General features: G+C 36.4%; 13 protein-coding genes. 2 read left to right on the forward strand and 11 right to left on the reverse strand.

What is annotated here, in order from left to right; all coding sequences use genetic code 11:
- Window positions 1-2: 2 nt before the first annotated feature.
- Window positions 3-407 (reverse strand): spore coat protein YlbD, encoded by a 405-nt coding sequence (gene ylbD, locus ACXYMZ_RS05610; RefSeq protein ID WP_458947379.1) that lies wholly within the window; start codon window positions 405-407, stop codon window positions 3-5.
- A 117-nt stretch (window positions 408-524) separates the two neighbouring features.
- Window positions 525-1,586: a CAP domain-containing protein gene (locus tag ACXYMZ_RS05615; RefSeq protein WP_458947380.1), complete on the reverse strand. Its 1,062-nt coding sequence runs from the start codon at window positions 1,584-1,586 to the stop codon at window positions 525-527.
- 258 nt (window positions 1,587-1,844) lie between these two features.
- On the opposite strand from ACXYMZ_RS05615, the gene ACXYMZ_RS05620 reads away from it, so the two are divergent.
- The gene (locus tag ACXYMZ_RS05620) at window positions 1,845-2,216 is read left to right on the forward strand and encodes a YugN family protein (RefSeq protein WP_458947381.1); all 372 of its coding nucleotides are present in this window, start codon (window positions 1,845-1,847) and stop codon (window positions 2,214-2,216) included.
- A 316-nt stretch (window positions 2,217-2,532) separates the two neighbouring features.
- Here ACXYMZ_RS05620 and ACXYMZ_RS05625 read toward each other — a convergent pair whose 3' ends face one another.
- From ACXYMZ_RS05625 to cyoE, 7 genes are all read right to left on the reverse strand, one after another.
- On the reverse strand, window positions 2,533-2,988 hold the full coding sequence (locus ACXYMZ_RS05625; protein ID WP_458947382.1) for a DUF420 domain-containing protein: 456 nt from the start codon (window positions 2,986-2,988) through the stop codon (window positions 2,533-2,535).
- 44 nt (window positions 2,989-3,032) lie between these two features.
- On the reverse strand, window positions 3,033-3,950 hold the full coding sequence (ctaG, locus tag ACXYMZ_RS05630) for a cytochrome c oxidase assembly factor CtaG (protein ID WP_458947383.1): 918 nt from the start codon (window positions 3,948-3,950) through the stop codon (window positions 3,033-3,035).
- Window positions 3,951-4,086: 136 nt separating this feature from the next.
- Entirely contained in the window at window positions 4,087-4,410 is a 324-nt protein-coding gene (gene ctaF, locus ACXYMZ_RS05635; RefSeq protein ID WP_458947384.1) for a cytochrome c oxidase subunit IVB, read from the reverse strand.
- 3 nt (window positions 4,411-4,413) lie between these two features.
- Window positions 4,414-5,043, reverse strand: a complete 630-nt coding sequence (locus ACXYMZ_RS05640; RefSeq protein WP_458947385.1) for a cytochrome c oxidase subunit 3 — start codon at window positions 5,041-5,043, stop codon at window positions 4,414-4,416.
- A gap of 1 nt (window position 5,044) precedes the next feature.
- A complete protein-coding gene (gene ctaD / locus ACXYMZ_RS05645) occupies window positions 5,045-6,895 on the reverse strand; it encodes a cytochrome c oxidase subunit I (protein WP_458947386.1) in 1,851 nt (616 codons plus the stop codon).
- Between the two features lie 43 nt (window positions 6,896-6,938).
- A complete protein-coding gene (gene coxB / locus ACXYMZ_RS05650; RefSeq protein WP_458947387.1) occupies window positions 6,939-7,991 on the reverse strand; it encodes a cytochrome c oxidase subunit II in 1,053 nt (350 codons plus the stop codon).
- 66 nt (window positions 7,992-8,057) lie between these two features.
- Complete coding sequence (cyoE, locus tag ACXYMZ_RS05655) at window positions 8,058-8,999, reverse strand: heme o synthase (protein ID WP_458947388.1); 942 nt, start codon at window positions 8,997-8,999, stop codon at window positions 8,058-8,060.
- 461 nt (window positions 9,000-9,460) lie between these two features.
- On the opposite strand from cyoE, the gene ACXYMZ_RS05660 reads away from it, so the two are divergent.
- Complete coding sequence (locus tag ACXYMZ_RS05660; protein ID WP_458947389.1) at window positions 9,461-10,384, forward strand: COX15/CtaA family protein; 924 nt, start codon at window positions 9,461-9,463, stop codon at window positions 10,382-10,384.
- Between the two features lie 43 nt (window positions 10,385-10,427).
- On the opposite strand, the gene pyc is transcribed toward ACXYMZ_RS05660, so the two are convergent.
- Window positions 10,428-13,868, reverse strand: coding sequence for a pyruvate carboxylase (gene pyc, locus ACXYMZ_RS05665; RefSeq protein ID WP_458947390.1), 3,441 nt, complete (start codon window positions 13,866-13,868; stop codon window positions 10,428-10,430).
- A complete protein-coding gene (ftsW, locus tag ACXYMZ_RS05670; RefSeq protein ID WP_458947391.1) occupies window positions 13,846-15,039 on the reverse strand; it encodes a putative lipid II flippase FtsW in 1,194 nt (397 codons plus the stop codon). The genes pyc and ftsW overlap by 23 nt, the downstream gene beginning before the upstream one ends.
- Between the last annotated feature and the right edge of the window lie 211 nt (window positions 15,040-15,250).

Genomic DNA, 15,250 nt, shown 5'->3' on the forward strand with positions numbered 1-15,250 from the left:
CTCTAATCATGTATCCAAGAAAAAGGACGTTCTCTTTCTTGAGGTCTCTTCCCTGAGCTTTGGTATTGACCAACAATTTCTTGAACGGTAGAAATCGTTTTACTTAATTGCTGCACTTGATCCTGAAGTTTATTTATATCCAATGTTTCTGCATATTTTATAACTTGTTTTATTAATTCAGGCTTCAAATCTAGTTTAAAGGATTCTTGGCCAGCACTTGATTTATTCTCTTCCGTTGAATCTTTATATTGTTCCCAGTGAATATCTTCCGGTCCAAGTATTGTCCACTGTTCATAAACGTCTTGCCAGCTCCTACCATTTTTCCGAATTTCTTTGATCAGATTGGGATGTCGATTGATAAATTCTTTGAAACGCATGATTTCTGGCTGTAGTTCTTTTTCACTCATTGTGCCTCACCTCGTTTTCTCATATTTCTATTCTATAATAAAATATGCGAAAACAACCCAAGCGTTCATCACTATAAAACTCATGCCCATATGACTCAGCTTACAACATACAAAAGATTAAATTGGTTTTGCTAGGAAATTCTGTGTGTAATAATAGCGGTAGACACCAACACCTAAATGTGTGTATTCTTCAGTTAAGAGTGCTTCTCTATGCCCTTCACTGTTTAACCATCCCTCAACAGCGGAAGGCGCGTCTGGATACTGTGCAGCTATATTTTCACCTGCAGCGATGTAAAACAGTCCAGTCACCTCTAAACGCTCTTTTAAGCCATCTCCGTTCTGACTATAATGTGAAAAATAATTATTGTTATTCATGTCTTTACTATGATTAAATGCAACTTCACTCACTTCACTGTCCCACTCAAAAAGCGATCGGTTAAAGCGCGTTCGAATCACATTACTAATATCAAATATTTGTTGCTCCATCCCCGCTTCGATTTGTTCCCACTCTTTATCTGAAAAAGTTAATGGATCTGGAAGCGTACCACGATAAGATATTTCATATGGTCTTTGTTTTAACAATACATCTGCCGCTAAAACTCTGACAGAAGACAGTTCGTTTGTAAATGTATCAAAATATAACTGCAGAAAATTATCATCATTTATTTTCACTAATGGACGGCGTTTCATGTCATCAGTTGTCATTTTAAAACTATATGAAGCCAATCCCTTTGAATAGCTTACTTGATCTTCAAAATTGAAAACTTCATTTATTTGTTCATAACTTTGTCCAATGGCTATTGGATCGATGGCATATTCATCACCGATCGCATAAATTGTTTTAATTTCTCCATCCTCCACACCAAATTGGATATAGTTCTCCGCATGATCCGTGTACACGAACCACTCATAACCATAGGCACTCCTGTCTACTCGGACAGGTTCACCATACGTTTGAATTAACTCTTCTTCTGTACTCCCCATCCACTCATAGACATCCCCTTCTAAAGGAACTTTATAAAAATTAGAGTCTGGAGAAGTTTTTGATTGGAGATCATTCATTTTTTCAATGACTTCGCTTTGTATAACACCTTGAAAGTCTACCTCTGACTGATTCCAAAGATAGAGTCCAACCAAACCTATAATCGTTATAACAAGTAAGTTTCGAATTTTTCGCATATAAACTGCCTCCAATTTAGCTAATATTATAATCTATTCTTTGTTATATTTAAAACGAAAGCTCATAATGTAATCAACGTATTAATAATTTTTTATTCCTATTGCTCTCTATATTTAATATCTATTCTTCTAAAATTCAGATAGAATCAATATAATATTTTCATTCATAAAAAAGCTAGCTAATTAAGTTTTTCGTTGCAAAATAATGATTTTCATACTATGATTAATCTACGAGGACATAAATTAGGAGTGAAATAAATGAGAATTGAGAACACAGGTATTGATGATTTAGTAATCGATGTTGCACCACTAAACAAAATTACTGGTCAACATGCATTTATCCTAGGTGAATCATGGGATTATGAAAGAGTAACATATGATTACAGAATTGATACGAATGAAAAAAATATTACATATTATATCCGTGTACAAGGCTACGCACTTCGTGGAGATGTTGATAGTAGAAATGCAGTAGTTAAATTATTAACTCCATTATTAGGAAAGCATTACTACCCTCATGGAGTAGAATACGGTGAAGAAGAGAACTTCCCTGAATCATTAGTAGAACGCGCACAGACCCTACTTACAGGCCTTGCAAATGATTTAAAACCAATTGCTCACACAGAATAAAAAATGAAGTCAGCTACTCTCTTTGGTAGCTGACTTTTTATTTTTAGGCTATGTTAAAGCTTTTTGTTTATATATCAACCAATAAGAAAGAAGAAGTGGAAATTGAGCTTCGGAAATTTACGGAGACTCCTGCGGGAAAGGCTTAGGTGAGATCCCGCAGTACGCAATACGTACGAGGAAGCTCACCAGCCGCCTTAGGATGCGCGAAGTATATTTCCGAAGCGGTTTTTTCCTCAAAACAACATTAAGCTTTATCAGCGCCTATTTTAATAAAACAAAAAGTGATAGAGTATATTTCATACCTATCACTTTAATATTAGAATCCAAATATTGCTTTAAGTAAACTCGTTGTTTCCCCACCATCAAAAAATACATATAACAGAAGATAGACCTTTACCCCAGTTATCGCAGTAAAGAACCAAATAACACTAGTAACCGGACCGATTTTCTCATGTTTCGTTATATTTCTTTTTAATGCCAACCGGAGCGTTACCAAACCAAATACAGCTCCTGTTGTCGCTAATATAATGTGGAAAACTAAAAACACCGTGTAATATATCTTTAAATCATCAGGACCACCGAAGCTTGTATTACCAGCAAAGATTGTTCTTGACATATAAATGATGAAGAAAAGTATTGCACTAATAGCCGCAGCCAACATCGTCTTTTTATGTGCTTTATACTTTTTCTTCACAACTAGTCTCCAACCGATTGCTACGAGTATAGCACTTAGTAAAATGAAAAATGTACTAAGTGTAGGTAATAAAGGCATTTCTCATACTCCCTCTCTATCTACATCTATTAAATTAATAATTATTATGCTTTTGTATCAGCAGGAAATGGATCTGAGATTGGATCTATTTCTCGACCTTTTGAATTAAACCATTTAAAGAAAGTCGTTGTAAGAAGAACAATATAAATTATCTCTTGAAGGACTTTCATAATAATTCCACCAAACTGTTGATCAATTACCGTGCTTAATGGTGAAAATACTTCAGGACCTGAAAGTGGAATAGTTATCCCTGAAAGAATATCTCCCGGAACACAAAGTGCTAAAGCCTGTAACCAAGCACCTTCTTCTGAATAAGCACTATAAAGTGGTTCACTAGCAAAGATGATTAACGCACACGCTGGCGTAATCAATACTCCATTCGCAAAAATATAACCAATTTTCATCATCGGAGACATCGTATTAATCTCTTTAAATGGTAATAACAATGGTAAAAACACATTAAATGCGGCTAATAAAAGAATAGCATGGATAATAAAATGCCATAGCGGTGCAGACTTAGAAAAGTCAAAAACTGCTGGAATATGGTAAACCGAAAACAATCCATTAAATAATAGTAACGAAATAAGCGGCTTCGTCAGTAATAAGACAATCGGCTTAATAATTGGTGCATAAACAATTTTTTCCCATATCCATAAAGGAATACCCTTGATAATAAGGATAGGAAACAGCAATAAAAAGATTGCCATCTGTGTCATATGAGCAGTCAACATGATATGTGAAAGAAGATCAACAGGTGAACCTTTCACTACATAAAGTAAAAATAAACCAATATAAATAAACAAATGCTGCTTTACTGTTGGCGGTTCTTCATTTCCACCACCAAATTTATGACGATAGGGCCCAGTCATTAAATAATAAATAAGAGCTAATATAATACAAAACGCTAAAAAGTATGGACTCCATAGAGCTCTAAAACCAAATATCTGTAATTCCAACCACATAATAATCACTCCAACTATTTGGACTATCTTAACATTATAACCTATTTTTCGTCAGAAACCTTAATTAAATATGACAATATGAGTAAAAAACCATAAAAAAGATCGGGCAAGATACCCGATCTTTTTTATAACTATTTTACCACCAAGTAATTACACCTAAAGCTAACATTACTAAGAATGTAACCCAGACCGCACCGTATACAACAGCGGCAATTTCTTGATGTCCTTTGTCTTTCAAATGCATGAAGTAAAAGAATTGGTAACCAACTTGCACAACTGCCATGATTAATAGTAATGGAATTGCAAACATTCCATCTAACTGCCCTGCGCCTACAAGAGCGAAAGCAATTACAGTAAATGCAATCATTAAACCAAAGCTAATAATCATTTTCTTCATTTCATCTTTATTTGCCTGTTTACGGTACGAATTAATTTTATTTGAAGAAGTATTCTCTGTCATAAATTAACTCACCATCCCCATTAGATATACAACCGTGAAGATAAATACCCATACAACGTCAATGAAGTGCCAGTATAGCGCAAAAGAATTATACTTCGGTGCATTATATGTTGACAATCCACGTTTAGCGTTTCTAACCATTAATGTGATTAACCAAGATAGACCAAATACTACGTGTCCGCCGTGGAATCCTACTAATGCATAGAATGCCGAACCAAACGATGAAGATCTAAATGTGAAACCAAAGTCGCTGATGTAATGTGCAAACTCGTAAATTTCACAAGCTAGGAATCCAAGACCTAATAGTCCTGTAATTCCAAACCACAATTGCATCTTCTTAAAGTTATTATTCTTCATATGGTAAATAGCATACACACTCGTTAACGAACTTGTTAAAAGAAGTAGTGTCATTAAGAATACAAGCTCAAGACCGTATAGATCTTGGGTAGTTGGACCACCAGCAGTTGAATTCTTTAAAGCTAAATATGTTCCAAATAACGCTGCGAATAAAACCGACTCTGCTCCAATAAAGAGCCAAACACCTAAATGCTTATATTTACCTTCAGGAATAACTTTCGAAGGATCTTCAGGTAAATTCGCCGGATCAATGTGAAATTCTTGTTCGTGACTCATATTACCCTTCCTCCCTTTCAAGTTCTTCTTTGGTAACATGGTAGCCATGATCGTCTTTCAGTGAACGAACAACCATACAACCAATTGCAAATGCCATACCAATATAGATTAAGATTCGTCCGACTGGACCATCTAGCTGGTAGATAAATCCAAAGGCTGCTACCGTAAATCCAACTGTCATTAGGAATGGAAGGAATGAATTATTCGGCATATGAATATCCTGTAAAGGCTCAGCCGGCTTCATTTTTCCGTCACCCTCTGTTTTTTCAATCCATAATGGATCTAGACCACGTACAAGTGGTAATTGTTTAAAGTTATAGAATGGAATTGGTGATGGTAATGTCCACTCTAATGTTCTACCATCCCATGGATCACGTGGTGCTTGATCATACTTCTTCCATGAATAGAACATGTTATAAGCGAAGATTAATACACCAATCGTCATCAAGAATGCTCCAATTGTACTAATAAAGTTACCCATGTCTAAGCCCTGGTTTTCAAGGAATACCCAGTAACGACGTGGCATACCCATTAGACCTAGGAAATGCTGAATAAAGAATGTCATATGGAATCCGGCAAAGAAGAACCAGAATGCCCATTTACCTAATTTTTCATTTAAAACACGGTTGAACATTAGTGGCCACCAGTAAGTAAGACCAGCTAAAATTCCGAACACAGTACCCCCAACAATAACATAGTGGAAGTGAGCAATAACAAAGTATGTGTCATGATACTGGAAGTCAGCAACTGTTGCTCCTAACATAACTCCAGTCATACCACCAATTGTAAATGATGGAATAAAGCCTAATGCCCAAAGCATCGACGCAGTAATTCGAACCTTACCGCCCCACATGGTGAGGAGCCAGTTGAATATCTTAATACCGGTCGGAACGGCGATTGCCATTGTACCGATAGCGAAGATCGCGTTAGCAACAGGACCTAAACCAACGGTAAACATATGGTGAGCCCAAACCATGAATCCTAGGAAAGCAATCAGGAATGTAGCAAATACCATTGCTGTGTAACCGAATAATCTCTTTCTAGAAAACGTTGGGAAAATTTCACTAAATACCCCAAACGCAGGTAAGATTAAGATATAAACCTCAGGGTGACCAAATAGCCAGAATAAGTGCTGCCATAAAATGGAGTTACCACCAAGGGCAATATCAAAGAATGCAGAACCAAACATCCGGTCAAATTGCATTAAGAATAAAGCAACCGTGAATGCAGGGAATGCAAATATAATTAGAATACTTGTTACTAATGTAGTCCATGAGAATAAAGGCATTCTCATATAAGTTACACCAGGACCACGCATTAATAGAATCGTGGCAATAAAGTTAATACCACTCATTAATGTACCAGCACCGGCCAGTTGAAGACCCATTACATAATAGTCAACACCATGCCCAGGCGACTGGAGCGAAAGTGGAGCATAGTTCGTCCACCCTGCATCAGGTGCACCAGTGAACCAACTTACGTTTAAAACAATTCCTCCGAAAAGGAATAACCAAAATCCTAATGCGTTCAAGAATGGATATGCTACGTCACGCGCGGCAATCTGTAAAGGCATTATAAAGTTCATGAGACCGAGTACGAGCGGCATGGCTGCAAAGAATATCATTGTCGTTCCATGCATTGTAATCATCTCGTTAAACAATCCAGCTGAAACAAAGTCGTTTTCTGGTTCAAGTAATTGTATACGAATAATAACAGCTTCTAAACCACCGATTAGGAAGAATAATCCCCCACCGGCTAAGTACATCTGACCAATTTTCTTATGGTCAACAGTTGTAAGATAATCCCACAACGCAGCACCGAAGCTTCTTTTTTGAGTAGCAGTTATACTCAAAGTATTAACCTCCCTCTTCCGTCTTTCATCCCAATATTTTTAGTTAATCAATAAGTCCTCCAGCACTTTCAGGAGTAATATCAGATGGCTGTAGTTGCATTAAGTACTCTGCAATTTTATCAGCTTCATCTTCAGTAACTGTATACATGTCAGTCATTAAGTTTCCAGGTTTAAGTGACTCTGGATCCATAATCCACTCAACTAACTTTTCTTTTGAAGGCTCTAAGTAACCAGCAAAATGAGTACGATCTCCAAAGTTTGTAAGGTTTGGTCCAATAGCAGCTGGAGATGATCCAATTGCGTGACACATCGCACAATTATTTTGGAATAACTCTTGACCGTCTGCAGCTACAGCATCAGCTGGAACTTCTTCAGGGTCAACACTTTGCATGTCAGAAATCCACTGTTCATACTTCTCAGGGCTAACTGCGATTACTTTAAAGTCCATTAATGAGTGACTCGGACCACAAAGCTCCGCACATTTACCCCAGTAAACTCCCTCTTCATATGCTTCAATGAACATTGTATTTACGTTCTCTGGGTTAACGTCCATTTTACCGGAAATTGTTGGTACCCAGAATGAGTGAATAACGTCAGAAGAAAGCATGTTTAAGAAAACTTTTTCACCAGTCGGGATATATAAGTCCTGACTCGTTACTACCTCTTCATCTGCATATTCAAAATGCCACCAATATTGGTTACCAGTAACATCAATATTGATTGAAGAACTAGCCTCTGATGTATCCGCTAAGTCAAATGTGTAAATTACTGTTGGAATACCCATAATGAAAACAAGAATTATTGGAATAACTGTCCAAACAGTCTCTAATGTTTTACTTCCTTCAACTTGCTCAGGAATCTCATTATCCCCTTCTTTGTGACGGAAACGGATCAACACGATTGTGTAAATCACCATAACAACCACAAACACTCCAAGCATAACTAAAGTGGTTAGGATAATAATATCCATAGAACTTTCAGCACCATATCCCTTTGGAGAAAGTGCAGTTAAGTTTTCTTTTCCACAAGCTGATAACAGGATAGCTATAAAACCTAAAAGCAAAGTTGCTTTAATTTTTCCCATCCAACCTCTCATGTGTTTATACCTCTCTTTCTCGTTGTTAATTCCTTATATATTTTTAGATTTATTTAAGGACAATAGTTAGTTAAATATTGGTAAGGTAACGATTACCATTAGTGGAAACAGGATAACCAAGTAATTAAGTGAGTAAACAAAAATCTTATTCGCCCATTTTAAATCACTCTTTGTAAACATTCCCGTAAACGCTAAAGTTAACCAGCCAATATTTAAGATTGTTGCTACAACTACAAATGTTGTACCTAAAGAAATTAATAAAAACGGTAATGGCATTAAACATGCTACATAGACAATGATTTGTCTTTTTGTAAATTCAAAACCATGTACTACTGGTAGCATTGGTACTCCAGCCGCTTTATATTCTTTTGTTTTCTTCATTGCTAATGCAAGGAAGTGAGGTGTCTGCCAAATAAACATAATTAAAAACAACCCTATTGGCACGACATGCCATTCAGGATATACGGCAAACCAACCGATTAATGGTGGCATTGCTCCTGAGAAGCACCCAACTATAGTATTCAATGTATATCTTCTCTTTGACCACATTGTATAAAGTACGACATATACAAACCAGCCAATGAAAGCAAATAATGCAGCATAGACCGTAGTAAATAATAAAAGTCCTATTCCAAGCACAGTAGTAACAATACCAGCAACTAAGACTGATTTCAATGTAAAGTAACCAGTAACAGTTGGTCTTAAGTTCGTTCTACTCATCTTTGGATCAATATCTACATCATACCAGTTATTCAATATTGCTCCGCCTGCAATTACCAAGCTACTTCCAAGAACTGTCAGTAAAAATGTATCAAAGTGAGCCATAAAGGAGGAGTTCGTTATGTAGATTGCTAACCAAAATCCTGCAGCAAGTGTAATTAAATTTGAAGTAACAATACCAATTTTAATTAATGCTTTCACTTCACTTAGTAAGGATGAGATACTTTTTTTGGCTGTAACCACGGAATCACCGACTATCTGTGTAGGTGGCGTTTCCACTTCATTCATTTATTTCCCCCCTTTACCAAACAAAAAAGACATGTATAACTATTGAATAGTCTACACGCAGTTAAAGCGCAAACTATCCCACAATTACTTCTATATTGTAACACGGAACAAATGAATATTCTATTGAATCTTATAACAATTATTAATGGATAGTTATTAAAATTTATTATTAATAATGACTATTAAGTATAAATAAAGGGAATATTCTTTGGCGTTTTCCTCGTACAACACAGCTGTCTCTATATTAGTTCTAGCAAACTAATTGCAACAATGCAAGTTTTTTTTACTATTTACATAGTGAAAACCTTAGATAAACATGATACTATTACAATTGTGTGTCAAACGCGCTTTTTAGGTAACATTTCTTTGCAAAATTACTCTGTTTGATATTAATATAAACTATTAGAGAGAAAGAATTATTTTTTATTTTTTTTCAACAAAAAAGTGAGGCTATAATAAATATGATTAAACATTTAAAATGGTTGTCAGTTGTTGCGACAATCAGTATGCTTTTTGTTCTACTCGGGGGAGCATTAGTAACAAAAACTGGTTCAGAGGATGGTTGTGGAGACAGCTGGCCATTATGTGAAGGACAACTGATCCCATCTGAATTTACCTTTGAAATGGTTATCGAGTTAAGTCACCGCCTAGTAACTGGTGGAGTTAGTATCATCGTAGTAGCTTTAGCAATCTTAGCATGGAGACATATGGGACATATCCGAGAAGTTAAATTCCTAGCAATAACCTCCGTGTTTGTACTGTTTCTACAAGCATTAATTGGTGCTGCCGCAGTAATGTGGGGACAGTCCGATTTCATCCTAGCATCGCATTTTGGTATATCACTTATATCTTTTGCAACTGTATTTATACTCATGCTACTCGTGTTTGAGACAGATAAGAAACTGAACACGGAAGCTGTCTTTATACAAAAGAAACACCGAATTGAAATTGTCGCACTCTCTATTTATACATTTGTAGTTGTATATACTGGAGCTCTTGTAAGACACACAGAATCAAACCTAGTATGTGCAGATTGGCCGTTTTGTACAAATAGCGATCCACTGAATTTCGCAAGCTATAGTATGGAACAATGGATTCAAATGGGACACCGACTGTCAGCTGCAATTTTATTTATTTGGACGATACTATTTTTCATAAAAGTTGCCAAAAACTACCGAGATTCTAAAGTAATGTATAACGGTTGGATGATAACTGCAGGCTTAATTTCATTACAAGTTATCTTCGGAGCGCTAATCATTTTCACTTTATTAAACTTATTCGTCGCATTGATGCATGCATTCGTTATTTCATTATACTTCGGAATGCTAAGTTACTACTTATTAATTTCTTACCGAAGTGCCTATCAGGAGAAAATGAACAAATAAATACGCAAAAACATCGCAGTGTTGCGCACACTGCGATGTTTTTTTATTCAAACTCTATTAAAATATCATCTACTTCTATTAGTGAACCTGCTTTCACATGAATATCTTTAATAACTCCATCAAATGGTGCTTGAATCGAAGTTTCCATTTTCATTGCTTCTGTTGTTAAGAGATGGTCACCTTTTTTCACTTCGTCACCTTTCTGACAGTTTACAGCAAGGACTGTACCTGGCATAGTTGCTCCGATTTGTTTTTCATTCCCTTTTTCGATTTTAGGTCTGAAAGCAACAGATGATTGGATATTTTTATCTTTAATTACAATTTCACGTGTTTGTCCATTTAATTCAAAATAGATAACTCTTGTTCCATCAGGTTTTGGTTCTGAAATGGATTCAAGGTTTACAATTAATGTCTTCCCTTCTTCTATTACAACCTCAATTTGTTCATGAAGACGCATGCCATAGAAGAATGTCGGTGTATCTAAGTACGACATTTCACCAAACTCATTCTTAAACTCTTGGTAATCCAAGAATACTTTTGGATATAGCGCATAAGCAATAAGGTCTTCTTCTGTTACAGGGTCGTCCATCTTTTCCTGCAATTCTTCTTTAAGAGCTGCAAATTCGATAGGTTCTAATAACTCTCCTGGGCGTACCGTTATTGGCGTCTTATCTTTTAAAATTACCTTTTGTAACTTTTCAGGGAAGCCTTGATATGGCTGGCCAATCTGACCTTGAGCAAATTCAATCACAGATTCAGGGAAATCTATTTTCATTCCATCATTATAGATATCTTCTTCTGTTAAATTGTTTTGAACCATAAACAATGCCATGTCCCCAACAACTTTTGATGAAGGTGTTACTTTTACAATGTCACCAAACATATCATTCACAAGTCTGAAAGTCTGTTTCACTTCATTCCAGCGTTCACCTAGTCCGACAGCTTTTGCTTGTTGTTGTAAGTTACTATATTGTCCACCAGGCATTTCATGATGGTAAATCTCTGTATGAGGAGAAACCATTCCACTTTCAAAGTCCTGGTAATATTCTCTAATTCCTTCCCAGTAATGAGAAAGCTCTTCGACAGCTTCAATATCCATTTTCGGCTGACGTTCTTTACCTTCTAGCGCATGGAATAATGTTTGACCACTTGGCTGAGAAGTCATACCCGCTAAAGGACTATTTGCAATATCCACAATGTCTACGCCAGCTTCAATTGCTCTTGCATACATATAGATTCCGTTTCCACTCGTATCATGTGTGTGGAGATGGATTGGAAGATCGACGGTTTCTTTTAAACTCGAGATTAATTGATAGGCAGCTTCTGGCTTAAGTAATCCAGCCATATCTTTAATTGCTAAAATATGTGCGCCTGCACCCTCTAAGTCTTTTGCAAGTTTTAGGTAGTAATCCAAATCGTACTTCCCTCGACCTTTATCAAGCATATTTCCTGTATAACACATCGCTGCTTCTGCAATTTTATTATTATTACGGACAGCATCGATTGCTAATGTCATCCCCTCGAACCAGTTCAGACTATCAAAAATGCGGAATACATCTATGCCTGAGGTCGCACTCTTTTCAACGAACTTTTCAATTAAATTATCTGGATAATTTTTATAACCTACAGCATTGCTCGCTCGAAGTAACATTTGGAAAAGTACGTTTGGCATACGCTCACGCATTTTTTCTAATCGAACCCACGGATCTTCTTTTAGGAAGCGGTAAGCAACATCAAATGTCGCTCCTCCCCACATCTCTACAGAAAATAGGTCGGGTTGTAATCTTGCTGTTGGCTCTGCAATTTCCACTAAATCTTTCGTTCTAATTCGGGTTGCTAGTAAGGATTGATGAGCGTCACGGAAAGTTGTATCTGTTAGCAATACCTCTTTTTGACTTTTCACCCATTCTGCTACAGCATCTGGACCTTGTTCATCTAAAATTTGTTTCGTTCCTTTAGGAAAAGGTTCGCGACTGTTTATGTTAGGAATAATCAATTTATTAAAGTCTGGTTTCGCCTTTTTACGTGCGCCCTCTACTCCATTTATTGTTATATCACCAATATAAGTAAGCATCTTTGTTCCACGGTCTTTACTCTTTGGAAATACAAATAGCTCAGGTGTTTTATCAATAAAAGTAGTGTCATATTCAGCTGAAATGAATTTATCATGTAAAATAACATTTTCTAAAAAGTGGACATTCGTTTTTATTCCACGAATTCTAAACTCTTTCAAGTTACGTACCATCTTATTCATTGCCTGCTCATAAGTTCTACCCCATGTAGAAACTTTTACAAGTAATGAATCATAATGTGGCGTAATTACTGACCCTTGGTAGCCATTACCTGCGTCAAGCCTTACACCAAAACCGCCACCTGTACGATAAGCCATGATTCTACCAGTGTCTGGCATAAAATCATTTAATGGATCTTCTGTCGTTATCCTAGATTGAATAGCGTACCCATCAATTGGAATCTCTGATTGTTGTGGAATTTGAATAACTTCATCATGTAACTGGTAGCCGTCTGCTATAAAAATTTGTGATTGAACAATATCAATACCTGTAATCATTTCCGTAATTGTGTGTTCGACTTGAACTCTTGGATTTACTTCAATGAAATAAAATTCGTCATCTGCAACTAAAAACTCGACTGTACCAGCATTCACATAATTTACATTGTTCATTAAATCTAATGCTGCATCACAGACTTTGTTTCTCAAATCTTCAGATAATGAAAGGCTGGGAGCAACCTCAATAAGCTTCTGATGCCTACGTTGGACAGAACAATCTCGTTCATATAAATGAACAATGTTTCCGTAGCTATCCCCTAGAATTTGCACTTCAATATGTTTCGGATTTTGAATAAGTCTCTCTAAGTAAATCTCATCGTCACCAAAAGCAGCTTTTGCTTCTGACTTTGCCCGTGTATACGCTTCTTGTACTTCTTCAGCCGATTGAACAATCCGCATTCCTCGGCCACCACCGCCAAGTGTTGCTTTAATAATAATCGGGTAGCCATGTTCTTCACCAAATGCCAGGACTTCTTCAATACTATGTACAGCCCCACTACCTGGTATCACTGGAATATTTGCTTTAACTGCTTGTTCACGAGCTTTTACTTTGTCTCCAAACATATTCAAGTGTTCACTCTTAGGTCCAATAAAGATAATCCCTTCTTCTTCACAACGCTTCGCAAAATCAATATTCTCAGATAAAAATCCGTATCCAGGATGAATCGCATCTATACCTTTTTGTTTTGCTAATTCAATCATGCCTTCAATATCTAAGTATGCATCAATTGGCTTTTTTCCCTCGCCAATTAAATATGCTTCATCTGCTTTAAATCGATGGTAAGAACTAGAATCTTCCTTGGAGTAGACAGCCACCGTGCGAATACCTAATTCTGTACAAGCACGGAAAACTCGAATGGCGATCTCCCCTCTATTCGCCACTAATACTTTTTTAATACGATTTAGCTTTGTCATAGTTTGCACCTCTTCTATTTGTTTTTCGATACTTTGGATTTATTTCATCAGAATCAACAGATTCTAGTTCCCTCTTTCTTACGGACATCGCAATATTATTAAGGATACCCATTGATATAAGTAAAACGAGTAAGGAAGTTCCCCCATAACTAATAAATGGTAAAGTAACCCCTGTAATAGGAAGAAGTCCGCTAATTGAACCAAGATTAATAAATGCTTGAATACCTACCATCGATGAAATTCCAATTGCAAGCAGTGCCCCAAAACTGTCCTGACACTTTCTTGAAATAAAAATTCCACGTAAAACAATTACTGCAATAAGACCAATGACAATTGCCACACCTATAAAACCTAACTCTTCTGCCACGATGGCCATAATAAAATCGGTGTAAGCTTGCGTTAAATAGCCAAGTTTCTGTACACTTTGCCCCAGCCCTTCCCCTGTCAAACCACCTACTCCAATCGCAACATAGGATTGAATTAGTTGATAACCATCAGAATCGGGAGTAGCAAACGGCTGATAAGCACCAGTAAAACGTGAGATACGTTCATCGGTAACCATGTATGGGATAGCCAAGATTAAGATAGCTACACCTGCTGCGATAAGAAAAGATAAATGTTTAAAACGTATACCTGAACTAAAAATAACAGAACAAGCGATTAAAAATATTATTGCTGCTGTACCAATGTCTGGCTGTAATACGACAAAACCTATGATAATTCCAGTCATAACGAGCGGAGGCAATACCCCTGTACCAAAACTACTTAAATAATTTTGCTTTTTAGAATAAACGGAAGCCAGATATAAAATCAAGCCTATTTTTGCTAACTCAGCAGGCTGAAATCGAAATGGACCAAGACTCAGCCATGATTTCGCATTATTTACTTCAGTCCCAAAAATCATAACAGCTGCAAGTGATCCAATGACAAAGAGGATAATCAATTTAATATACCTTTGATAAAATTGGTAAGGTATGAGACATGTAATAGTAAAGCCTACAATACCAACGCCAAACCACATGGCTTGTCTCTTTAGGTAGTAGGTACTATCTGCCCCCTCCATCACCGCAGTAACCATACTTGCACTATAAATCATCACAAGTCCAAATCCGGTTAGAATTAAAGGTGTAATAATCAGCGTGTAATCATAATATTTTAGTTTCTGTATCATCTTTTTTCTCTCCAATATAGATTTTAAAGATTGGGAAAGAGTAATATTTTTTCATTAGTATAACACATTTGTGTAATTAGTATAGCATAATGATGAAATATTCTACTTATCTCATTTTAACGTGGACATTCATGTATAACAAAAAAACCTTGCCAAATAAAGCAGGCAAAGTTTTAACTACGTAACCAAATCAAATCATTTAATAAGCGAA

The organism is Oceanobacillus sp. CAU 1775, assembly GCF_054482815.1.

Excerpts from the sequence above, each read along its gene's own strand:
- ylbD (WP_458947379.1), bottom strand. The coding sequence starts at position 407 with ATGAGTGAAAAAGAACTACAGCCAGAAATCATGCGTTTCAAAGAATTT.
- ACXYMZ_RS05615 (WP_458947380.1), bottom strand. The coding sequence starts at position 1,586 with ATGCGAAAAATTCGAAACTTACTTGTTATAACGATTATAGGTTTGGTT.
- ACXYMZ_RS05620 (WP_458947381.1), top strand. The coding sequence starts at position 1,845 with ATGAGAATTGAGAACACAGGTATTGATGATTTAGTAATCGATGTTGCA.
- ACXYMZ_RS05625 (WP_458947382.1), bottom strand. The coding sequence starts at position 2,988 with ATGCCTTTATTACCTACACTTAGTACATTTTTCATTTTACTAAGTGCT.
- ctaG (WP_458947383.1), bottom strand. The coding sequence starts at position 3,950 with ATGTGGTTGGAATTACAGATATTTGGTTTTAGAGCTCTATGGAGTCCA.
- ctaF (WP_458947384.1), bottom strand. The coding sequence starts at position 4,410 with ATGACAGAGAATACTTCTTCAAATAAAATTAATTCGTACCGTAAACAG.
- ACXYMZ_RS05640 (WP_458947385.1), bottom strand. The coding sequence starts at position 5,043 with ATGAGTCACGAACAAGAATTTCACATTGATCCGGCGAATTTACCTGAA.
- coxB (WP_458947387.1), bottom strand. The coding sequence starts at position 7,991 with ATGAGAGGTTGGATGGGAAAAATTAAAGCAACTTTGCTTTTAGGTTTT.
- cyoE (WP_458947388.1), bottom strand. The coding sequence starts at position 8,999 with ATGAATGAAGTGGAAACGCCACCTACACAGATAGTCGGTGATTCCGTG.
- ACXYMZ_RS05660 (WP_458947389.1), top strand. The coding sequence starts at position 9,461 with ATGATTAAACATTTAAAATGGTTGTCAGTTGTTGCGACAATCAGTATG.
- pyc (WP_458947390.1), bottom strand. The coding sequence starts at position 13,868 with ATGACAAAGCTAAATCGTATTAAAAAAGTATTAGTGGCGAATAGAGGG.
- ftsW (WP_458947391.1), bottom strand. The coding sequence starts at position 15,039 with ATGATACAGAAACTAAAATATTATGATTACACGCTGATTATTACACCT.